Below are 22,286 nucleotides of genomic sequence, written 5' to 3'. Positions count from 1 at the left end.
ATGTATAAGCTGAAAAGAATACTGGGTAGCAGCATCAAGTATGCCGCGCTTCTACTAGGTGCGTTCATTGCACTGCTGCCGATTGTCGTAATTTTGTTTGCATCTTTGAAGACGAAGGCTGAATATGCGGCAACCAGTCCTCTGACTCCCCCCGTAAACTGGCTGAATTGGGCTAACTATACCAAAGCCTTTATTAACGGAAATATGCTGACCGGATTTGTGAACACAGCTTTTATCCTGTTGATTTCGATCATCGGAGCCACGTTAACGGGTTCCATGATCGCGTATATTTTGAACCGTTTTAAATTTAAAGGCAAAAGTCTTATGCTCGGAGCGTTCCTGCTCGCGACGCTCATTCCGGGGGTAACGACACAGGTATCGACATTTCAAATTATCAATAAGCTGGAGCTGTTTAACACGCCTTGGGCAGCGATCTTGCTGTATTTGGGAACGGATATTATTGCGGTGTATATTTTCCTGCAATTTCTGGATTCCATTGCGGTGGCGCTAGATGAATCAGCCATGCTGGATGGGGCCTCCTATCTGACGATTTACTGGCGCATTATCTTGCCCCTGCTGAAGCCTGCCATTGTGACGGTGATCATTATCAAAGGCGTTAATATTTACAACGACTTTTACACCCCGTTCCTGTATATGCCCAAAACAAGCCTTCAGGTTATATCGACGGCGCTGTTCAAGTTTAAAGGGCCATATGGCTCGCAATGGGAAGTTATTAGCGCGGGCATTATCATTGCCATTATTCCGACGCTGATTGCGTTTTTATCATTACAAAAATATATCTATAACGGATTCGCGCAGGGTTCAGTGAAATAGAATAACGGCGAAATAGAAAAATGATGAGATCAAGTATCTCGGTGAGAGGAGAATATACGTATGAGTAAATTGAATGTGGATTTGGATGTAGGTAACGTACGAATTGTGGGAGAAAGTCTGTCGAAAATGCCGTGGCAGGATAAGCCGGAAGGTAGTCAGGCTCCGGTGTGGAGGCATACTGAAAACCCAGTCATTGGACGCAATCCGGTGCCGGGTATTGCCCGTATTTTCAACAGTGCAGTAGCCCCGTATGAGGGACGGTTTGTAGGGGTATTCCGGGCTGAAACGATTAATGGACGTCCGCATTTGCATCTAGGCTGGAGTGACGACGGGTTGGCTTGGGACATTGAGACAGAACGTCTGCATTTGGTCGATGAGGAAGGAAGCGATTACCAGCCTAATTATGCTTACGATCCGCGTCTGGTCCGCGTGGAGGATACGTATTATATCATCTGGTGCACAGATTTTTACGGTGCAGCGTTGGGAATAGCACAAACAAAGGATTTTAAAAGCTTTGTACGATTGGAAAATCCGTTCCTGCCGTTTAATCGCAATGGTGTGCTGTTGCCCCGCAAGCTAAACGGAAACTTTATGTTGCTATCCCGTCCGAGCGACAGTGGACATACACCGTTTGGCGACATTTTTCTAAGTGAAAGTCCTGACTTGGTCTATTGGGGCAAGCACCGTCATGTCATGAGCAAGGGCGGACAGGGCTGGTGGCAATCGGTAAAGATTGGCGGCGGACCGGCCCCGATTGAGACGACCGAGGGTTGGCTGATGTTCTACCACGGGGTGACGGGCACGTGCAATGGGCTGGTATACAGTATGGGCGTAGCCGTTCTTGACCTGGATGATCCGTCTAAAGTTAAATATCGTTCCTCCAATTTCGTGCTGACCCCAGAGGAATGGTACGAAGAACGGGGCTTTGTGCCGAATGTGGTTTTCCCGTGTGCTACGCTGCATGATGCGGACACTGGGCGGATTGCGATTTATTATGGAGCCGCTGACACGTATGTAGGTATCGCATACACGACAGTAACTGACATTATGAAGTATGTTATCGCAACGGATGAAGTGGTCGCAGACGACCGCGAGTCGGGCCGGATGTAGGAGGAACTTGAATGCCAGAGGATATGTCTTTACAGCAATTGCAGTCATATATGGGGAGTAACCCGAAGCCGTCGGACTTTGACGCATACTGGGAACGGGCATTACAGGAGCTGGAGCGGCAGCCGCTTGATTATACACTGGAGCCTGCTGATTTTGTCTCTCCGATGGTGGAGTGTTACCATCTATATTTTACTGGAGTGGGCGGAGCGAAGGTTCATGGGAAGCTGGCTCGTCCTAAGCACCTTACGGAACAAGGTCCAGCGTTGGCCATGTTTCATGGATATTCCTGCGACAGTGGTGACTGGTTCGACAAGGTGAGCTATGCGGCACACGGATTCACCGTGCTGGCTATGGATTGCCGGGGGCAAGGAGGGCTATCAGAGGACAATTTGCAGGTTCAAGGAACGACGGTTCGCGGCCATATCATCCGGGGGATTGACGACCCGGCCCCGGATCGGATGTATTACCGCAATGTATTTTTGGATACCGTGCAGACGGTACGCATTCTGATGTCTATGGAGCAGGTCGACCCTGAACGGATCGGCGCATTTGGCTGCTCCCAGGGAGGGGCCTTAACGGTTGCCTGCGCTGCATTGGAGCCACGTGTCCGTATGGCAGTTCCGGTATATCCATTTCTGTCGGACTATAAAAGAGCTTGGGCGCTGGATGCCACTACATCTGCATATGAAGAACTGGTTTATTATTTTCGTTGGTTTGATCCGAATCATATGCGCGAGGAGGAGCTCTTTCACCGACTAGGCTACATCGATATTCAACATTTGGCAGATCGTATTCGTGGTCGTGTGTTGTTTGTGACAGGGCTGTCGGACACCATCTGTCCACCCTCCACGCAGTTTGCGGTGTACAATAAAATCGTATCAGACAAGGAAATACTCCTGTATCACGAATACGGTCATGAGTATCTACCCTATCTGTCGGATCGTGCCATGAGCGAATTTTTGCGGCTGTAGGGGGTTGAACTTAGCCACAGGCTCCTTTATAGTAATAGCTATAACCTTCGTGAATGCGTAATAAATGAATGCCCCATTTGTATAACCTCAATAATATGGTTTGAGGGTCTCTACCAGGAACCGATAAATCCTGATTACAAAAAGTGTACGTCTTGTACATTTCTTGTGGTCAGGATTTTTTTGCGTAATACGAGGGAATTTACATGACAGCAAAGGAGCTAATGTAATGAACTTCAAAGTAGTTATTTTAACGATTGCGACCTTTACGGTGGGTTTAGTAGAGCTGATTATCGGTGGCGTGCTACCCCAAATTGCGCAGGATTTGAATGTCTCCGTAAGCACGGCAGGACAGCTTATCATGATCTATGCGCTCGTGTATGCTATTGCTGGGCCAACTTTGTTGGCGTTGACCGCCAAAATTGAACGAAAACGACTGTACCTGTGGTCGATGTTTATCTTTATTCTGGGAAGTCTGCTGGCCTTCTGGAGTCCGAATTATGCTGTCTTGTTTGTATCCCGTATCGTTACCGCTGCAAGCGGGTCGCTGATCGTGACATTGTCGTTGACCATTGCAGTCAAAGTGGTGTCCAAGGCTTATCAGGCCCGTGTCCTTGGCGTCATCTCCATGGGGGTTAGCTCCTCCATCGTTCTAGGTATTCCAGCCGGGGTGCTGATTGGAAATGCGTTTGGCTGGCGGGTGCTTTTCCTGATCATTGCCTTGTTGACGGTCGTTGCTATGATCGTTATCAACTTGTTTATGGAGCGGATTCCGACCGAACATGTTGTGCCTATGCGCGATCAGCTGAAATCCTTAAAAAATGTTAAAGTCATCAGTGCTCATCTGGTGACCACGCTGACACTGGCGGGCCATTACACGTTATATGCGTATTTCACTCCATTTTTAGAAAATATGATGGGCTTAAACGCTTCGTGGATTAGTGTGGCCTATTTTGTCTTTGGGCTGGCGGCAGTGAGCGGCGGATTTATTGGCGGCTCTTTGGCAGATCGGTTCGGCACAGCGAAAAGTATTCTAGTCGTCGTAGGCGTGTTTATCGCCGTGATGTTCTTGCTGCCATTCTCAATCCACTCGATTTATGTATTTGCACCACTACTGATCATCTGGGGCATACTGAGTTGGGCCTTGTCGCCCCCGATGCAAAGTTATCTTATTGAAAATGCACCCGAATCGGGTAGTATTCAGCAAAGCTTTAATTTCTCCGCACTCCAGGTCGGGATCGCTCTCGGTTCTGCCCTGGGAGGAGTAGTGATTGAGAATAGTGAATCTGTTGCCACGAACGCTTGGGTGGGTGGGGCATTTGTGATTGTTGCTTTTGTCTGCGGCGTATTTTCGATTACCAGAGCGGGGACATCGCAGGCTGTCAGAGGGCACCACTCTGTTTCATAATTTGCTGGACCATCGCCCTCTTTTATAATGCGAGCAAACATGTTATACTACACACAATTATGAAGAAGGAGGTGAGGTAGGTGAATCACGAGATGCTGAACAACCGTATTAGCCAGCTGCCGATTGCTATGGCTGGCATTGTTCATGCTTTTCCATACAACGGGAGAAGTCTGTCCAATTTTAATCATACGGTTGTAAACATCGCGAGAAGACGCCTACCTTAACTCGAACGGATTGCTGTATATTCCGAAGAGTCGCGGGGTTGCTCCTGCGGCTCTTTTTGTGTTACCCAGGTAAGGGTCTTCCTAAATAAAGGAGAGCCTGAACATGTATATAGTAAACGGTCAACAATTGAAAAAATACCACGCTGCCAATCTGATTTTGGATGGTGCATCGTTTGATATCCATACAGGAGAAAAGGTGGGACTCATCGGCCGCAACGGAAGCGGTAAAACCACCCTATTACGCCTAATCGCACGTTTGTCCCGCCCGGATGAAGGGCAGCTCGTCATCGCCAAGGATACGAAAATCGGTTATTTACCGCAAATTCCGGCGGAGTTTGAGAGTTTTACTGTGTACGAAACGCTGGCTTACGCCTATCGTGAGCTGAAGGATTGCCGCAATCAGATGAGCACACTGGAACGGGAAATGTCAGATCCGGTTGTGGCAGCAGACGTAGGCCTTCTGGAGAAGCTGCTGCAATCATATGCTGCCTTGCAGGAACGGTTTGAGCGCAACGGCGGCTATGAAATGGATGCAAATATTGATCAGGTAGCGGATGGTCTGCGTATTCCCAAAGGAATGTATACGCGCAGCTTCGGCTCGCTGTCAGGTGGAGAGAAAACAAAAATAGCGCTGGCATCACAGCTCATCGGACGACCAGATTTGTTGCTGCTGGATGAGCCGACCAACCATCTGGATTTAAAAGGGTTGGAATGGCTGGAGCAATTTTTGCAGGGCTACACAGGTGCGTGTGTGGTTGTATCTCATGATCGTTATTTTCTGGATCGGGTCGCCGTTAAAATGATTGAGCTTGAGGATGGCGAGGCGTTTACGTATTATACGAACTACAGCGGCTATGTTAAGGAAAAGGAAGAACGATTGCTACTGCAATTTGAAGATTATAAGGAACAGCAAAAGCGGATTAAAAAGATGAAAGAGGCCATTCGGCGTTTTGAAGAGTGGGGGCGCAATGGCGACAACGAAAAGTTTTTCAAAAAAGCAGCCTCCATTCGTAAGGCGTTGGAGCGTATGGAGCTGGTGAAGCGGCCTGTATTGGACCCGCAGGGGGCGGAATTTCACTTAAAGCTGGAGGATCGTTCCGGTCGCCGGGTGCTACAGTTTGAAGAAATCGTTAAAGCCTATGGAGAGCATCAGATATTAAACGGGGCAACGGGCAGCCTGGAATTCGGTGAAAAGGTGGCCTTGCTGGGCGATAACGGTTCAGGCAAAACGACGCTGCTCAAGCTGCTGCTTGGTCAGGAAAGCGCGGATGCAGGCACGGTCCAGTGGGGTGCGCGCGTGGAGTATGGATATTTGGCGCAGCAAGAGAGAGAACGGAATAGCCGGGCGACTGTGCTTGCTTACTTCAAGGAGGAAGCAGGGGTGGAAGAAGGTGAGGCACGCGGGTTGCTAGCGAAGTATTTGTTTTACGGTACCGATGTGTTTAAGCCCGTGAGCATGCTGTCCGGTGGCGAATGGTCCCGCTTGCGGCTGGCGTTGCTGGTCATGAAAAAGCCAAATTTGTTGGTGCTGGATGAGCCGACGAACCATCTGGACATTGACTCACGCGAGGCGCTGGAGGAAGCGTTAGACACCTACACGGGAACGGTACTGGCGATTTCACATGACCGCTATTTTGTGAATAAGCTAGCAGGACGCGTGTGGGAGCTGGAGGCTGGAAAGCTGACCTTTTATCTGGGCAGCTTTGATGAGTACCGAGCGAAGAAGCGGGAGCTGGAAAACGCTCGTCTACAGAGCGAGGGGGGTACCGGGACGCGCCCGACATCTGCAAGCAGAGCCGCATCCGGTGGCGGCTCAGGCTCGGGCACAGCTGCACATTCCAGTGCAGCGAGCAATGGCACGGGGCCGGCTGCGCATACGGGAGCGACTGCGGGAGCCGATGCGAGCCGTGCACGCTCAAATCGCTTGGGCTCGCCCGCTGCCGGGTCTGGGGCCCGCGAAGCGAAGGCCGCGAAGCCATCACGCACGCCCGCTGCATCCAGCGAGCGGTTGGAGCGGGCCATCGCCGCCAAAGAAGCAGAATTGGCGACAGCGGATGCCGAGCTGGAGCTGCTCGGCACAAGCGGCGACACGATCCACATGGCGGAGCTGTGGGATGCGCGTGAGCGGTTGCAAGCCGAGCTGGACACGTTGATCGGCGAGTGGGTTGAGTTGGAGTAGGTGACAGGCTAGTAGTTACTGGATAGAAAACAGTTTATTTTATATAGAAGGTAGCCCTGAGGTAGAACGTTTACTGAAGGGCTACCTTTTTTGCAGTGAAAAGACAAAGATATCATCACAAAAATTAATGACCATTAATTAAGATAAATGGTATTGATGTATTATTGTTATTATATTTTACATATAAAGAAAGTTGTTTGCATTTCGCAACATATGATAATTTTTAAATTGAATAAATAATATGAGTCATTGTTAAATGAAGTTTGTTTTATCCATCATGATCTTACATATCAAATGCACGCGTTGGAACTATGTTGTGATTTGTTATGGATGGAGGGAATAGTATGTTGGACTCCTTAGTGGAGGTCAGTCAGGTAACGAAAAAAATGGGAAAAAGGCATTTGTTAGATCGTGTTTCTTTTAAGCTTCAGAAAGGGAAGATATATGGATTCATCGGACCTAATGGGGCTGGTAAAACCACAATGATGCGAATCATGACCGGATTAATGCAGCCAACCAGCGGTTCTGTAAAGATAGCCTCATATGATGTACAGACGGATCGGGAAAAGGCGCTGTCCAAGGTGGGGGCTATTATTGAATCTCCGGTTTTTTTTGATTATATGACAGGCAAGCAGGTTTTGCGCAATTTGTCACGGTTACACTCTGAGATTGCGCCCTCAGATCGGGAGACACATATTGAAGAGTTGCTTACAAAGGTGAGGCTGGAAACACGGGGAGATGACAAGGTGAAAACCTATTCGCTGGGAATGAAGCAAAGGCTAGGTATTGCGCAGTCCATGCTGGGGACTCCTGAGCTTTTATTGCTGGATGAACCGTCCAATGGGCTGGATCCTATGGGAATGCAGGAGCTGAAAGATATTGTGCTTCAGCTACGTGATTCAGCGAATTATGCTTTTTTTATCTCCAGTCATCTGTTGGATGAACTGCAACAGTTGTGTGACGAACTCGTTGTTATCAAAGAGGGCAGGCTAGTTTGGCAGGGACCTACTGATCAATTAGTAGAGGACGGTCAACGGCTAGAGGATGCTTTTATGGGATTGATGGGACTATGAAATCATTAATATACAGCGAGTTCGAGCGATTGTGGAGACGAAAGTGGTTCTGGCTCATGGTATTATGTATACCGATTCTAGCCTGTTCGACAGGAGTATATTTTTTGCGCACGATGAAGGTTCCTGTAGAGGTATTATCCTTAAACTTTGTCGTTACTGGTCTGCGTGAGAATTTGTTTTTAGTATGCAACATAGCTGTGGCTGCTTTAGCTGCTGTTGTATACACAGAGGAATTTCGAAGCGGGCAACTGCGTTTGTTATTTATGCGCCGATTTACCCGCGGACAGATTTTCTGGAGTAAGCTGCTGGTTTTAAATGTTACTATTTTGTTTCTTCTCATTGTATTTGCAGTATCCTCGCAGGTGATCGTTGAAGTATGGACTCTTTCCTATGATGTAAGTGATGCGGGGCTGTCCGGATCTCAAGGACTGCGGATGCTTAAATACTATGGTTGGGCGCTTGCCTCATTATTAGCAATAAGCTCTTTTTATTGTTTTATCGCTATGTATAGCAAAAGTGTGACGTATGCCATCGGTGTTTGTATGGTTTACAATCTGGGCTCTTTGTTGTTTGATTCATTGTATTTAAAATTGGTCTCTTTTGTTTCTCATATCCCATACCTATACAATGTGATCGCATTTATAATTATTCCATATATGCAGCATACAGGATTAGATAGGTCCTTAATCGGGAATTCGTCTGTGGATAGGGCGATTATCACCGTGGTTAGTCTATATCTTATCTTTTTTACTTGGGGCGCATACCGCCGTTTTGTGACTGATGATTATCTGTATTAGGGGCATCCGTAGCCTGAACATCATAAAAGTAAAAGAAAGATCCAATTGACCGCTTGAGGGTCAGTTGGATCTTTTATCGTTTCTTTTCCATAAGGGACGGGTATTAATTGTCTAGTCCCGCATAGATTGACATAGGGGAAAAGGAGGTATGAGCATGTGGAGTTGGGTCAAAAAGCTGTCTACACTGGCGGCGATCCTTTTGTTGGCTGTTTTTGTAAGCGCATGCAACAAGGGCGATGCTTCGGGTAAGGTGAAAATTGAGTTTTTTCAAAACAAGCCGGAGGCCAAGGGTTCATTCGATAAGCTAATCTCTCAATTCAATCAGGAACATCCCAGTATTGAAGTGACACAGGTCAACCCGCCAGAGGCAGAGACCGTGTTATTGACCCGGGTTGTCAAAAACGATGTACCTGACATTGTGGGGCTTGGGGCCACAGATACCTACTCCATTTTGGCACAAAGCGGTATTTTTACGGATCTGGCGAATACAGAATTGCCACGTACGATTGACCCGATTTACCTCAAAATGCTTAAGGATGTGACCGGGGTCGATCCCGTGTATGGAATTCCTTATGCTGCGAATGCGAATGGTGTGATGTATAACAAAACGCTTTTTAAGGAAATGGGATTACAGGTGCCTAAAACGTGGGATGAGCTGATTGCAACGGCGCAAAAGATCAAGGCTGCTGGGAAAATCCCGTTCTATTTTACATATAAAGATGATTGGCAAACGAACCTCCCCTTTAATGCCCTGGGCCCGAATCTGGTGGGCATTGATTTTTTCCTGCAACGGCGTGAAAATCAGGTCACCTTTCAGGACAAGTACCGCGAGGTTGCTGAAAAGCAGCTGGAGCTATTGAAATACGGGCATGGTGATAATTTTGGCAAAAACTATGCCGACGGTAATCGTGCCTTCGCTAACGGGCAGGGATTGATGTACATTCAGGGCTCGTGGGCCATATCTGAAATTCGCAAAGCCAACCCGAAAGTGGAGCTTGGTTTTTTCCCATTACCGACAGGGAATGACGAAAAGGCGGTCAAACTGGTGTCTGGTATAGATACGCTCTTGGCCGTATCGGAGAGCACTCCGCATAAAAAGGAAGCCGAGGAGTTCATTGCCTTCTTGTTGAAGCCGGAGAACAGCAAGCAATACATTACAGAGCAAACGCTGTTTTCGGCGGTGAAGGGAGTTACGCAGGATGATCCGAGTGTGGCGGAGCTGTTGCCTTATTTTAAATCGGGCCGCGTCATTGATTTTGCCGATCACTATATTCCCAAAGCGGTCCAATTGAATTCTATTGTGCAGGCCTTCCTGCAAAACAGAGACATCGACGCTTATCTGGCCAAGCTAGACAGTGAGTGGAATAAGGTAGCTAACCGCCGATAGGAGAGGAGGAGGAGACATGAATAAGCGACTAACGACTTTTTACTGGATGACGGTGCCAGCGGTGCTATTGTTTTTTGTATTTTTGACCTTGCCTGCCTTGCAGGGCTTTTATTATTCGCTTACGAACTGGAACGGCTTTGGTCATCAGTATCACTTTGTCGGGTTTAAGAACTATATTAATTTGTTTCAGGACGACAATGTGGGGAACGCTTACTGGTTTACTTTTAAATTTGCGATTGTGGTTACCATTGCGACTAATATCCTTAGTTTGCTGATTGCGCTAGGGCTGAATGCTAAAATACGGTTTCGTAACTTTTTCCGCGGTATTTATTTTCTGCCTAATATTTTGAGCGTGCTAATCGTGGGTTACATATTCAATTACTTGTTCTCGAACGTGTTTACGATTTGGGGGCAAAATTTAGGTATTACCTCATTGTCGACGAACATTTTGGGCAGCGAACAACTGGCTTGGGTGGGGGTTGTCATCGTAGCTGTATGGCAGGGGATTGCCTTTAATACGATTCTCTATCTGGCCGGGCTGCAAACCATTCCGACAAGTCTGTATGAGGCGTCCAATTTGGACGGTGCGGGTAAATGGCGCGAATTCTGGAGCATTACCTTTCCGTTAATTGCTCCATTTTTTACGATCAATATGGTATTGGCGATGAAAAATTCCCTGATGGTGTTCGATCAGATCGTGGCTTTGACGAATGGCGGGCCGGGTCGGGCCACCCAGTCGATTTCCCACCTGATATACACCGGGGGATTTAAAGGCGGAGAATTTGCTTATCAGTCGGCTAACTCTGTTATTTACTTTATTGTGATCGCGATCATTTCCATCTTACAGCTGCGATTCCTCCAGAGAAGGGAGATGGATAACTGATGAAAACAAGCAGACGTACCAACTGGCCTGTGCTGTTTCTGGTAGCGTTGGGGACAATATTTATCCTGTTTCCCCTCTATATGACGGTAACGATAGCCCTTAAAAATCCCGAACAGATGGCGCACTCCGCCTTTGCCTTTCCGACCGAGCTGCATTGGGAAAATTTTAGTCGTGCAGTAGAAATGACCAACTTCTTCAGCGCTTTTCAGAACAGTGTGATGGTCACGACATCGACGGTCATACTCACTTTGCTAACCAATTCGATGGTCGCTTATGCGATTGCCCGTAATATGCAGCGACGCTTTTTTAAGGGATTATATTTTTACTTTGTGAGCGCCATGTTTATACCGTTCCCGATCATCATGCTGCCGATTGTAAAACTGGCCTCGGGCCTTCATATGACTAATCTGTTGGGTCTTATTATGCTGCATACGGTGTATGGTTTGGCGTTTAATGTCTTCGTGTATGTCGGTTATATTCGCTCCATTCCGGTGGCATTGGAAGAGGCAGCCACGGTAGATGGTGCGACGACATGGGGTACTTTTTGGCGCATTATATTCCCGCTGATGGCGCCGATTAGTGCTACGGTGGGAATTCTCACTTGTCTGTCCACATATAACGACTTCCTGCTGCCGCTCATTATTATCAGCGATGCAGAGCAGTATACACTGCCGCTCGTTCAGTATGTGTTCCAGGGGCAGTTCAATACTGACTTTAATCTGGCTTTTGCTTCGTACCTGATGGCCTTGCTGCCGATGATTATTGTCTATCTGATTGCACAAAAATGGATTATCAATGGCGTTACGCAAGGTTCTGTGAAGTAGGGCGTGAGTCAATCGTTTCAGGCAGACTGTGCCTTACTAGGAAAATAAAAAGGGGTTCCCTATACCACGGTTCACACAGGCATAGAGGACCCTCTTTTTATAGCATTGCTATTTAGCTGCTTCGCTGTTGCTTGTCAGAGGCTGCAAGGGTACAGTTGTCTCTGCTTCTGGGTCGTCCGTTGTATAGTAGAACATATAGATAGAAGCTTCCTTCCCTATGAAGTTCTTGTAGACATCCACTGCCTTGTTATTGCCGTCTCCGGCGAAATTGGCTGTGATTTGCTTGCCGATAATCCGTTCTTTACTCAGGCCAATATGCGTCTGGTTAATCCCTCCAAAGTGAGCATCCTCGCTTTCGGTTTCTACGAATAAGTCTGATCCTTGTTTGTAGTAAGTCCACTTCACAGGATAGCCACCGATTTGTGTCGTTAGCGTCTGCTTTGACTCAGAAATATCAGTTAAACGCTGTGACGTTTTGTCATCCGAATGGGTCGTAACCTTGTATTTGCCTGTAAAAGTAATGGGAGTGTCCTTGGTAATCACAAGATTGGACGGTCGTTCAAAACGAATCGTGTTCAGATCGTGTTCCTGATCAGGTGAAGACCAACGACTACCCTCCAGCGTTGTGCCGTTCACAGAAAGAAAGTATTTTTGATAAGGTAACATGGCGAATTTCTTTTCGCTTCTGATCGTGACACGGATTTGTGTAGGTGTGACAATCATTTGTTCTAGCGTAAAATTCGGATTGCCGTTCTCCAATGGGGTGTTCAGCACGCTTTTAATCGTTCCGCTTTCCATTTTCTTCTTGCTTAGCTGCAGATCAAGGTTTATGGGTTCATTTATACTTTTCTCAGTTTGCGCATATTGCAGTTTGAAAGTAGTCTGTCCTTCCGGTATATCTGCTTTAGTAAAATACTGCTGGGCTGTGTATTCCCCATTCTCTCCGGGTGTACCAAAAGCTCCTCCAGGCTGAGGCCGCACAGGTTCTCCACCTTTGTAGGCAATGATTTGTGGATTGTCCCATTCCTTCGGCTTGGACGAATCGAAGGTAATTGCCGAGGACAGCATTAGCTTATCCTTCCCTTGTTCGAATACCTGTACCTTCAAATCTTGTAAGCCGTTACGATCCAGCTTGAACGTCTGCATCTGAGGCGATTTGATATCGAGCGGCAATTCCAGTTCCTGAACGCTGGTGAGCTCAATATGATCTACGGTCAGTCGCACGTTCTCTGTTTCTTGCTGCGGTGTCCAATCGCTTTCAAAGTAGCCGTTATAACGTTGGTTTTTCTCGTCCCATTGTTGAAAGCTATACTCGCCCGCACTGCTTTTCCCCGCAGCACTTTTAAGTGATACGCCTTTGACATTCCAAAACTCGTTGTCTGCGCGTTTTCCGACCTCCAAGCTGTACAGAATCACGGTCCGGTTCTCATCGACAATAGCGGTATGCAGCGTCAGCTTCACTCCGTCTCTGGTTACGGATTGCTCCAGCGGCTGTCCAAGGTCTTGATTTAGTGCCGTCTGTATGCCGCTTCTTCCGTGCAGCAGATCGCCCCAATTATAATGGATGGCGGCATAGACGGGAACGGCAACGAGAAGTGCACTCAGAGAGGCGGCGATAGCTATTTTGCGCCAATTTCTGTGTCGGTGCGGAGGGAATGAATCGGAAGTGTCGGTTAGCGTAGGGGCAGTATGCCCTGTCTGTTCCATCCGGTTCCACATCTCATCGAAGTCAGGATAGGCCATTTCCGAATCATCATTTAACTTGCGCTTCAATGCCTTTTCTATGTTGTTCATAGTTCTCTCCTTCCATCTCGGGAATTTGTACACCTGCATCCCGCAGTATTTTCTCCATTAACTTTAGCCCTTTGTGATTCCTCGATTTGACGGTTCCCAGCGGAATTTCCAGCAGTTTTGATATTTCCGCCAGCGTGAAATCATGCATATAGCGGAGTGTCAGCACAGCGCGGATTTTGGCTGGAAGACGATTCATATAAACGGCCCATTCTTCTGCCGATTCGCGTTCTTCCACCAGCCTGTCTACAGGCTTACCTTCCGCCCCGCTAAATCGATAGGGATTAGCCGATACCTTCAAATGCAGGCTTTTCTGGCGTTTAAGGAAATTCAGACAATGATTGACCGTAATTTTCATAATCCAGGCTTTTAGTTGTTCGATCTGTTCACGATTGCTGCGAAACAGGATGATAAACACTTCCTGTGTTAAATCCTCTGCATCCGATGCATTATGTACCATGTAGTAGCAGGTTCGGTATACATCTCGTTGATACAAATCAAACAACTCTCGATTACTCTCCAATGAATGTGCTCTCCTTTCTCGTGCAGTTTATCTATATAACAACTGAGGTCCTCAAAAGGTTCATTTGGTTGCGAAAAGTAAACCGTCTGCTTCAAATGTACCATGATGTATCTATGTTGTTTGCTCATCTATGGATAAGGAAGTAGCAATAAACGAAAAGAAGCCTGTAAATCTCAAAAAATGCAGATTTACAGGCTTCTTACATTTTCCGAAGCTAGAGCTTACGGAATGAACATTCCTTCACGCGAAACCGCGTCAACGGATTAGCTTGCGGACCTACTCGCTTAGTCAACCAGTCGTACTAGCGTTCTTCCTTGCGAGCGGGCTGCAAGGATGTCTTCGAGCGCGCTTGGCAGGTCAGCCAATCCGACTTCGCGCTCAACGAGCTGCTCCAGCCGCTCCGGCTTCCATTCGCTGCCGAGTCGCTTCCAGATCGCTACGCGGGTGTCGTATGGGCAGAAGACAGAGTCTATGCCCAGCAGACTTACGCCCCGCAAAATAAACGGCAGCACCGTCGTAGGCAGCTTGGTGCCTGCCGTCAGGCCACTCACGGCTACAGAGCCATTGTAGGCGATTTGGCTGAGCAGCGAAGCGAGCGGCTTTCCGCCTACAGGATCAACAGCCGCTTGCCAAAGCTGCTTGCTCAGCGGGCGGATGCTCTCCGCACCGTCGTAGACCTCCTCGCGGGAAATGACCTCGGCTGCTCCGAGCGCCTTGAGGTAATCGTGAGCATCAGCCTTGCCACTGCTGGCTACGACATGATAGCCTCTCTTGTTCAGCAGGGCAATGGCTGCCCCGCCTACGCCGCCCGTCGCTCCGGTGACGAGTACCTTGCCCTGCTCCGGAGTAACGCCGTTTTGCTCCAGCCGATATAACGACAGGGCTGCGGTGAATCCAGCTGTCCCGAATATCATCGCCTCTCTCGGCGTGAGTCCGTCTGGAAGTGGAACCACCCAGTCCGCAGGCACACGTGCATATTGGCTGAATCCCCCGAATTGAGACACACCCAGCCCGTATCCGGTAACGAGCACCGCTTGTCCTTCGCTAAAGCGGCTATCCTCCGAAGAGACGACGGTTCCCGAGCAATCTATGCCTGGTACGAACGGATAGGATTTGACAATATTTCCATCCTTGTGGGCAGCAAGCCCATCTTTATAATTGATGCTGGAATAAGCGACACGAATCAATACTTCTCCAGCAGGTAAACTGCTAGCTTCCAGAGAACGTACCTCTGCTTGAACTTCACCGTCCTGCGTCTGATCGACGACAAGAGCTTGAAATGATTGAGTCATCTGTAAAAGCCTCCTTTATTACCTTTTAACCCTATGAATGTCCTATATATTCCATCTTTAATTCACAAATTATGCTTAGGAAGCATACAACAATCTTCACAACCTGTCAGCGGCAATGCTCACAGGCTCGTATTCTATTATACTCTTTAGCTCATAATTACGTCGAAAAGACCAGATTCCTGGTATATTCTTTCAATATTCTGTTTCAATAAAGTTCGATAATCAATTATAAAGAGAGTGATAAATGAATTCTTACGCATTTTGCAAATCATTTTACGTAAACGGGATGTATTTTCAGAATGACTGTGCTAACATACCTTTTGATCGTTAAATAAATCTATGAAGAAAGGTGAATGAATGACAACCAGAGCACTAAAAAAAGGTTCGGTATTGTCCGAAGCTAAGGAACTGAATTTGTTCCGTTTAACATGGCCTATTTTCCTTGAATTGTTTCTGTTTATGCTAATGGGGAGCGTCGACACGTTCATGATCAGTTCTGTATCTGATAATGCAGTGTCGGGTGTGGGCGCGTCCAATCAAATTATTTCAATTGCCATCCTTGTACTGGAGGTTATCGGCAACGGCGCTGCTATCGTCGTAGCTCAATATATCGGTTCTAAGAAACTAGTTGAAGCGGCCCAGGTTACAGGTACGGCCATTACGTTGAATTTGATGGTAGGTCTTTTACTTAGCGTAATTTTTCTTGTATTTGGTACGCACATGTTGCAATGGCTGAATGTCCAGGGTGAGATTCTGGCTTACGCGGAGTCGTATATGAGCATCGTCGGGGGTGCCATTTTTCTTCAAGCATTGATTAATGCGCTGGCGGCGACCATTCGTACACATGGTTTTACCAAAGAAACGATGTATGTATCGGTTTTTATGAACGTGATCCACGTGGTCGGCAACTATGTTTTGATTTTTGGGCATTGGGGAATGCCTGCACTTGGAGTAGAGGGTGCTGCTATTTCTACAGTAGGTAGCCGCTTTATTTGTCTCTTGATCTTCTTCTGGCTGATGTACCGGGTCACTGAGGTTCGTGTCGAGTGGAAATATTACGTCCAACTGTCCAAAAAGTTCATCTCTAAAATATTGCGCATTGGTGTACCATCCGCGCTGGAGTCCATTATGTATCAGTCGTGTCAGCTCATCTTCACACTGTACGTGACTTATCTGGGCGCAGAAGCAATGGCGACACGTCAATATGCGAATAATATTTCAAGCTATATTTACTTGTTCAGTATGGCAGTCGGTATGGGTACGGCTATTGTGGTAGGAAGGCTCGTGGGAGCCAGACAGAAGGATACTGCCTATAAACGTGTACTGACCAGTGTGAAATGGGCGTTGCTCGTGACCGTGATTATTGATGCGGTGGTCATCTTTTTCCGTGTTCCCTTGCTTGGTTTGTTCACGGAAAACCCTGAAATTATTCGTTTGGGAGCACAGGTCATTTTACTTAGCATTCTGCTAGAAACTGGCCGGACAACGAATATCGTCATTATTAACTCGTTGCGTGCTGCTGGAGATGCGAAGTTCCCGGTCTTTATGGGCCTGATCTCCATGGTCTGCATGAGCTTGCCGCTTGGTTATCTGCTTGTTTTCAAGCTGGACATGGGGCTCGCCGGCGTGTGGCTGGCGATTGCTGCTGATGAATGGACTCGTGCTGTCATCATGTATGCCCGCTGGAAAAGCCGATTATGGGAAAAGCATGCGTTGGTCGAGCACGATACACCAGATCAGTCTGCAACGCCCGTTCCGGCACACTGATCCGAGCAGTATTTATGGTTACGTGGAGGCAGTTCAAGAGAACATCTTGAGCTGCCTCTTTTTGCTGCTGGAGAACCATACTTCTACACGGTGGCAGATAGGCAACTTTGAAGTTCGACTTATATCATAATGGCATTCATAAATAGAAGTATGGTAAATTTACTAAAAAAAAGATATACTTTTGTTGCACTAACGCAGTACATGAAAGACAAGGAGTGTACCGATGAAGAAGCCGACGATTGAAGATGTTGCCCAGAAGGCAGGAGTGTCTAAAAGCACTGTCTCGCAATTTCTGAACAAACGATATAAATATATGAGCGACCAGACCAGAGACCGCATTGCCGAGGTTATTCAAGAGCTGAACTATCAGCCTAACGGGCTGGCTCGCAGCTTGAAGCAAAACCGGACGTTTATGGTCGGGGTCATTGTAGCCAACATTGACTATACCCTTTCGATCCAGTCTATCCGTGCGATTGAGGAGGAATTGCAGCGTTTTGGCATTCAGGTGATCATTTGCAACGCCGATGAAAACCCGGACAAGGAGGGCCAATATATTGAGATGCTCAAGGCTCGGCAGGTGGACGGCCTGATCATCTTCCCGACAGGCAAGCATGCAGATATTTACAACCAGCTCATTCGTGAAAAGTATCCGTTAGTGTTTTTGGACCGTTTGGTAGACGGGGTGAATACGCGCAGCCTGCTGCTGGATAACGAAATGGCGATTAAGCTGGCGATTCAGGAACTTGTGGCTCACAAACATGAGCGAATTGCGCTGATTACTTTGCCGCTTGGCTTGAATCGGATTACTCCACGGGTGGAGCGGCTCAGCGGATACAAAAAGGCGCTGGAGGAGCATGGCTTGCCATTTCGAGAAGAGTATATGCGCAGTGTGCCGAGAGAAGAAATCCAGCAGACACTGAAGGAGTTGTTCCAGCTGCCAGAGCCACCGACTGCGCTGTTGGCCGGGAATGATATTGTGCTAGCAGAGGCGCTGAAATATGTGAATGCCCGCCGTATACGCATTCCGGTGGAGTTGTCTATTATCGGGATTGACGATGCGGAGTTTGCCCATATTTACAATCCGCCGATTACGACTATTACGCAACCGATTGCGGATATGGGGAAGCAGGCGGCAAAAACACTGCTGTCCAGCATTGAGGAAGGCGGCGAATCGGTTCCGATTATTTACCGATTTGTGCCGGATATCAATCGGGGAGAATCCGTCAAAATGCTGTAACGAGCAATGTGTCATATATTAGAAAAATAGCCCGTATTCCTTTGTACGATCTGAGTATGCGTATGCTGCTCAGATCGTACAAACGCGAATACGGGCTATTGGAAGTTAAGGCTGACTTTGGATTCGGCCTTGTTGAGCTTGCGCTTATAGCGGTGAAGGTTATGCGGGGAATAAACCCGGACTAATTCGTGCTGGCACTGAGCAAAAAGGATTCCAGCTCGGCTCGTGTCGGATAGCCGTCCATATCTCCGGCTGACATGACGGCCAGTGCGCCGAGGGCATTTCCGCGTTTGACTGCTTCTGCCAGGGGCAAGCCCTCCAGCAGCGCGCTGATAACGCCTGCGGCAAATCCGTCACCGGCACCGACGGTATCCACGACATGCTCTACACGGAAGCGTTTGACGTATCCCTCAGCATCTGCGGATTTGTAATATGCGCCTTCGGTTCCCAGCTTGATGATGACCAGCGAGGTGCCGCGATCGAGGTAGAACGAAGCGATATCCTCCGGTGAGGTGTAGCCTGTCAATATTTTACCTTCATGAATGCCGGGTAGAAGCCAGTCGCACCCCTCAGATGCTTCGTTAATCGCCTCCACCATCGTTTGCGTGTCAGGCCATAATTTGGGTCTGAGGTTCGGATCAAAGGATACGGTTTTGCCAGCCTTTTTCATAAATTGCCGCGCATGTCGTGCGAAATCACGGCACTCAGGGGAGAGGGCGACAGAAATACCTGTAAAATGCAGATGGCGAGCTCCGGAAAAGTAAGCCTCGTTAAAATCAGCGATGCTTAGTGTGGAGGCGGCGGAATGTTTGCGAAAGTATTCCACCTCTGGGTCCCCACTTGTAACTTTGGATTTAATCAGCATGCCGGTAGAGTGGTCTTTGGTAAACATGACGTTCTGGGTGTCGATCCCTTCTTGACGTAGCGCACTAGCAATGAACTTGCCGAACGTATCCTCGCCGAGTTTGGTCACGAGTCCCGCCCGTAGACCCAAACGCGCCAAACCGGCTGAAACATTCGTCTCTGCCCCGGCCAACGCTTTGGTGAATGAACGCACCTCATCCAGAGAGCCTGCTTCATTGGCATAAAACATGGCCATCGGTTCTCCGAAGGTAACAGCATCCAATGTTGCGGTCATTTGTATTCCTCCTTATGTTTAGTAAACTTAATCTGTAAGCGCATGCACCAACTGAATAAATTGAAATTATCACATAAATCGGTTTTTCACAATGATGAAGTTGATATATTTGCTAAAAACTTTTTGGGTAATATAGATAAAACAATTCGATTCTGTTTATCAAAAGGTGAAAATCGTGTAAAACTTCGTGTGTATTAAGGGTTTTTCTAGGAATAGTGAAGTTTTGGGTTGACACCCTCTTAGATAATTATTACAATTCTAGCTAAGAAGTAGAGTTAGAAACCGCTTTTATAACAATTCCGTTGATAAAAAAGTTTATCTAAACAGGAGGAATGTTTTTATGGAAATGCGTTATTCAACTCATCCCGAACATGCCAAGCATTTTACGACTGAAGAGTTGCGTCAGCACTATCTGATCCAGGAACTGTTTGTACCTGAGGAGGTAAAGCTGGTCTATACGCATGAAGATCGTGTCATTATCGGGGGCATTTATCCCGTGAATAAATCTGTTGCACTGGAAGGTAACGATCAAATCAAAGCGGAAACTTTCCTGGAGCGCCGCGAACTGGGTATTTTTAATGTCGGGGGCAGCGGTACGGTCAAGGTGGACGGTGAAACTTACGAGCTGGCCACAAAAGACTGTCTCTACGTAGGTAAAGGTGGTAAGGAGTTGATCTTTGAAAGCGATTCCAGTGAAAAGCCTGCAAAATTTTATATCGTTTCGGCCCTGGCTCATACCACATATCCGACGACAAAGCAGTCTTTTGCCGATGTACCGTCTGAAAGTCTGGGTTCGCAGGAAACAGCCAACAACCGTACGTTGCGTCGCTTTATCCATGATGAAGGCATTCAAAGTTGCCAATTGGTTATGGGGATGACGACGTTGGAGAACGGCAGTGTGTGGAACTCCATGCCGACACATGTTCATGACCGTCGTATGGAAGTGTATTTCTACTTTGAACTGGATGAGAATGCGAGAATGTTCCACCTGATGGGTGAACCGAACGAAACGCGCCATCTGGTGATGAAGAATGATGAAGCCGTTATTTCTCCACCTTGGTCTATCCACTGCGGTGCGGCTACGGGCAGCTATACCTTCATTTGGGGCATGGCCGGTGAAAATAAAACATACAAAGACATGGATCAGGTTGCCATGAGCGAGTTGCGTTAATCCGATCAGTGTATTGGAGCGTAGACCTGCAAGCGGCTGAGGTACATGGTCATCCCATTCGTGGAAAGGATCAGGAACATGACGAAAAAGAAAGTTTTGGAACATATCACTTCAGTAGGTGTCGTCGCAGTCATTCGGGGAAACACGGCGGAGGAAGCATATCTCATGTCTAAAGCCTGCATTGAAGGCGGCTTGGATAATATTGAGCTTACATTTACGACGCCGGATGCGGATCAGGTCATTCGAAGATTGAGAGACGAATTTAAAGATCGGGCAGTGATTGGTGCAGGAACAGTATTGGAGTCACTGACGGCGAGAATTGCTATTCTGGCCGGAGCAGAGTTTGTTGTGAGTCCTTCTTTTGAAGAAGAAACAGCGAAGCTATGCAATTTGTACGCGATTCCTTATATGCCCGGCTGTATGACGCTGAATGAGATTAAGGAAGCCATGAAATTGGGTAGCGATGTCGTGAAGTTGTTCCCAGGAAGTGCAATGGGAGCGGACTTTGTTAAGGCCGTCAGAGGTCCAATGCCTCATGTACAGATTATGCCAACCGGTGGCGTTGATCTGGACAATATGGAAACCTGGCTGCGTAATGGATGTGTAGCCGTGGGAATTGGGGGTAATTTGACGGCTCCAGCCAAGGAAGGTCGCTACGACTTGATCACAGAAAATGCAGCACGTTATGTAGCTAAATATAAGGAAGTACGCGCAGCGCTGTAGGCTTCAGGAAATATAGGTTTTTATACTAATTTGTGATGGAGGCGTAGACATGGGTCTGGACAATTTTTCATTGGATTTTTTCAGTCTAAAAGGTAAAACGGCGATTGTAACAGGAGGCAACAGTGGTTTGGGTCAAGGGTATTCCGTAGCTTTGGCCAAAGCGGGTGCAGACCTGTTCATTGTAGCTAACAATGATGATTATGAAGAAACAAGACGTCTGCTCGAACCTACAGGTGTGAAGGTTGTCTTTCATGAGGCGGATCTGACGCAAAAAGAATCCATTAAAAAAATTGTAGAAGAATGCGTCAATGAATTCGGTAAAATTGATATCCTTGTAAACAATGCAGGTACGATTCGTCGCGCCCCTCTGCTGGAGTATAAAGATGAGGATTGGGACGCTGTCATGGAGATCAACCTCAATGCCGTATATCATCTGAGCCAGGAAGTGGCAAAGGTAATGGTAGAGCAAAAAAGCGGGAAGATTATCAATGTCGCTTCTATGCTTGCTTTTCAGGGGGGCAAATTCGTTCCGCCGTATACAGCGAGCAAGCATGCGGTAGCTGGTTTGACCAAGGCATTTGCGAACGAGCTGGCAGTTCATAACGTTCAGATTAATGCGATTGCGCCGGGGTATATTGCTACGGCAAATACAGCTCCAATCCGTGCGGATGAAAGTCGCAATCAAGAAATCTTGTCGCGTATTCCTGCGGGTCGTTGGGGCGATCCGTCTGATTTGATGGGAGTTGTGGTTTTCCTCGCCAGTCAGGGTTCCGACTACATGAACGGTCATATCTTGGCGGTGGACGGCGGCTGGTTGGTACGTTAAGCAGCGCTGGTCGCATCGAAGTTTATGAACTGAAAGCTGCCTCCAAAGGAAACTATCCTTTCAGGCAGCTTTTATTTTTTCAATGAAGCTATATGGTGAACTTGAAGACTTGGGGCGCTGTGTCGATCCGT

At 47.6% G+C, this 22,286-nt stretch carries 20 protein-coding genes and 1 riboswitch; of the genes, 16 read left to right on the top strand and 4 right to left on the bottom strand.

Annotation, left to right across the window (positions count from 1 at the left end; genetic code table 11):
* From ACUUJN_RS25320 to ACUUJN_RS25270, 11 genes are all read left to right on the top strand, one after another.
* Window positions 1-834 (top strand): carbohydrate ABC transporter permease, encoded by an 834-nt coding sequence (locus ACUUJN_RS25320; RefSeq protein WP_025721962.1) that lies wholly within the window; start codon window positions 1-3, stop codon window positions 832-834.
* 60 nt (window positions 835-894) lie between these two features.
* The gene (locus ACUUJN_RS25315) at window positions 895-1,944 is read left to right on the top strand and encodes a glycoside hydrolase family 130 protein (protein WP_053326359.1); all 1,050 of its coding nucleotides are present in this window, start codon (window positions 895-897) and stop codon (window positions 1,942-1,944) included.
* Between the two features lie 11 nt (window positions 1,945-1,955).
* Window positions 1,956-2,915 carry an acetylxylan esterase gene (locus tag ACUUJN_RS25310; RefSeq protein ID WP_484669052.1) on the top strand — a complete coding sequence of 320 codons (960 nt, stop codon included), beginning with the start codon at window positions 1,956-1,958 and terminating at the stop codon, window positions 2,913-2,915.
* Window positions 2,916-2,972: 57 nt separating this feature from the next.
* A riboswitch (purine riboswitch) is annotated at window positions 2,973-3,072 on the top strand.
* A gap of 69 nt (window positions 3,073-3,141) precedes the next feature.
* Window positions 3,142-4,320, top strand: a complete 1,179-nt coding sequence (locus ACUUJN_RS25305; RefSeq protein WP_023990880.1) for an MFS transporter — start codon at window positions 3,142-3,144, stop codon at window positions 4,318-4,320.
* Window positions 4,321-4,400: 80 nt separating this feature from the next.
* Complete coding sequence (locus ACUUJN_RS25300) at window positions 4,401-4,544, top strand: RAxF-45 family protein (protein ID WP_016822706.1); 144 nt, start codon at window positions 4,401-4,403, stop codon at window positions 4,542-4,544.
* Between the two features lie 103 nt (window positions 4,545-4,647).
* Window positions 4,648-6,723, top strand: coding sequence for a ribosomal protection-like ABC-F family protein (abc-f, locus tag ACUUJN_RS25295; protein ID WP_484669051.1), 2,076 nt, complete (start codon window positions 4,648-4,650; stop codon window positions 6,721-6,723).
* Window positions 6,724-7,067: 344 nt separating this feature from the next.
* Window positions 7,068-7,796, top strand: a complete 729-nt coding sequence (locus ACUUJN_RS25290) for an ABC transporter ATP-binding protein (protein ID WP_484669050.1) — start codon at window positions 7,068-7,070, stop codon at window positions 7,794-7,796.
* A complete protein-coding gene (locus tag ACUUJN_RS25285) occupies window positions 7,793-8,593 on the top strand; it encodes an ABC transporter permease (RefSeq protein ID WP_484669049.1) in 801 nt (266 codons plus the stop codon). The genes ACUUJN_RS25290 and ACUUJN_RS25285 overlap by 4 nt, the downstream gene beginning before the upstream one ends.
* Window positions 8,594-8,747: 154 nt before the next feature.
* Window positions 8,748-9,980 (top strand): ABC transporter substrate-binding protein, encoded by a 1,233-nt coding sequence (locus tag ACUUJN_RS25280; protein ID WP_053326353.1) that lies wholly within the window; start codon window positions 8,748-8,750, stop codon window positions 9,978-9,980.
* A gap of 16 nt (window positions 9,981-9,996) precedes the next feature.
* Window positions 9,997-10,863, top strand: coding sequence for a carbohydrate ABC transporter permease (locus ACUUJN_RS25275; protein WP_069290633.1), 867 nt, complete (start codon window positions 9,997-9,999; stop codon window positions 10,861-10,863).
* Window positions 10,863-11,687, top strand: coding sequence for a carbohydrate ABC transporter permease (locus tag ACUUJN_RS25270; protein WP_068939060.1), 825 nt, complete (start codon window positions 10,863-10,865; stop codon window positions 11,685-11,687). Before ACUUJN_RS25275 ends, ACUUJN_RS25270 begins: the two co-directional genes overlap by 1 nt.
* Window positions 11,688-11,795: 108 nt before the next feature.
* Here ACUUJN_RS25270 and ACUUJN_RS25265 read toward each other — a convergent pair whose 3' ends face one another.
* From ACUUJN_RS25265 to ACUUJN_RS25255, 3 genes are all read right to left on the bottom strand, one after another.
* Complete coding sequence (locus ACUUJN_RS25265; protein ID WP_484669048.1) at window positions 11,796-13,481, bottom strand: DUF4179 domain-containing protein; 1,686 nt, start codon at window positions 13,479-13,481, stop codon at window positions 11,796-11,798.
* Window positions 13,441-14,001, bottom strand: coding sequence for an RNA polymerase sigma factor (locus ACUUJN_RS25260; protein ID WP_254348404.1), 561 nt, complete (start codon window positions 13,999-14,001; stop codon window positions 13,441-13,443). The genes ACUUJN_RS25265 and ACUUJN_RS25260 overlap by 41 nt, the downstream gene beginning before the upstream one ends.
* A 284-nt stretch (window positions 14,002-14,285) precedes the next feature.
* Window positions 14,286-15,293, bottom strand: coding sequence for an acrylyl-CoA reductase family protein (locus ACUUJN_RS25255; RefSeq protein WP_264454415.1), 1,008 nt, complete (start codon window positions 15,291-15,293; stop codon window positions 14,286-14,288).
* Between the two features lie 357 nt (window positions 15,294-15,650).
* On the opposite strand from ACUUJN_RS25255, the gene ACUUJN_RS25250 reads away from it, so the two are divergent.
* Window positions 15,651-17,060: an MATE family efflux transporter gene (locus ACUUJN_RS25250; RefSeq protein ID WP_023990870.1), complete on the top strand. Its 1,410-nt coding sequence runs from the start codon at window positions 15,651-15,653 to the stop codon at window positions 17,058-17,060.
* Between the two features lie 223 nt (window positions 17,061-17,283).
* On the top strand, window positions 17,284-18,297 hold the full coding sequence (locus ACUUJN_RS25245; protein WP_484669047.1) for a LacI family DNA-binding transcriptional regulator: 1,014 nt from the start codon (window positions 17,284-17,286) through the stop codon (window positions 18,295-18,297).
* Between the two features lie 181 nt (window positions 18,298-18,478).
* Here the strand turns inward: ACUUJN_RS25245 and ACUUJN_RS25240 are convergent, their stop codons facing one another.
* Window positions 18,479-19,435 carry a sugar kinase gene (locus ACUUJN_RS25240; protein ID WP_034095119.1) on the bottom strand — a complete coding sequence of 319 codons (957 nt, stop codon included), beginning with the start codon at window positions 19,433-19,435 and terminating at the stop codon, window positions 18,479-18,481.
* Window positions 19,436-19,775: 340 nt separating this feature from the next.
* Here ACUUJN_RS25240 and kduI point away from each other — a divergent pair, with 340 nt between their 5' ends.
* The 3 genes from kduI (at window position 19,776) to kduD (ending at window position 22,155) form a co-directional block, all read left to right on the top strand.
* Window positions 19,776-20,606, top strand: a complete 831-nt coding sequence (kduI, locus tag ACUUJN_RS25235) for a 5-dehydro-4-deoxy-D-glucuronate isomerase (protein WP_023990866.1) — start codon at window positions 19,776-19,778, stop codon at window positions 20,604-20,606.
* 78 nt (window positions 20,607-20,684) lie between these two features.
* Window positions 20,685-21,329 (top strand): bifunctional 2-keto-4-hydroxyglutarate aldolase/2-keto-3-deoxy-6-phosphogluconate aldolase, encoded by a 645-nt coding sequence (locus ACUUJN_RS25230; RefSeq protein ID WP_025683172.1) that lies wholly within the window; start codon window positions 20,685-20,687, stop codon window positions 21,327-21,329.
* A 49-nt stretch (window positions 21,330-21,378) separates the two neighbouring features.
* Window positions 21,379-22,155 carry a 2-dehydro-3-deoxy-D-gluconate 5-dehydrogenase KduD gene (kduD, locus tag ACUUJN_RS25225; RefSeq protein ID WP_028540798.1) on the top strand — a complete coding sequence of 259 codons (777 nt, stop codon included), beginning with the start codon at window positions 21,379-21,381 and terminating at the stop codon, window positions 22,153-22,155.
* The last annotated feature ends 131 nt before the right edge of the window (window positions 22,156-22,286 follow it).

The organism is Paenibacillus sp. LRG-1, from assembly GCF_057220305.1.
This window is presented reverse-complemented; position numbering and strand designations above follow the sequence as displayed.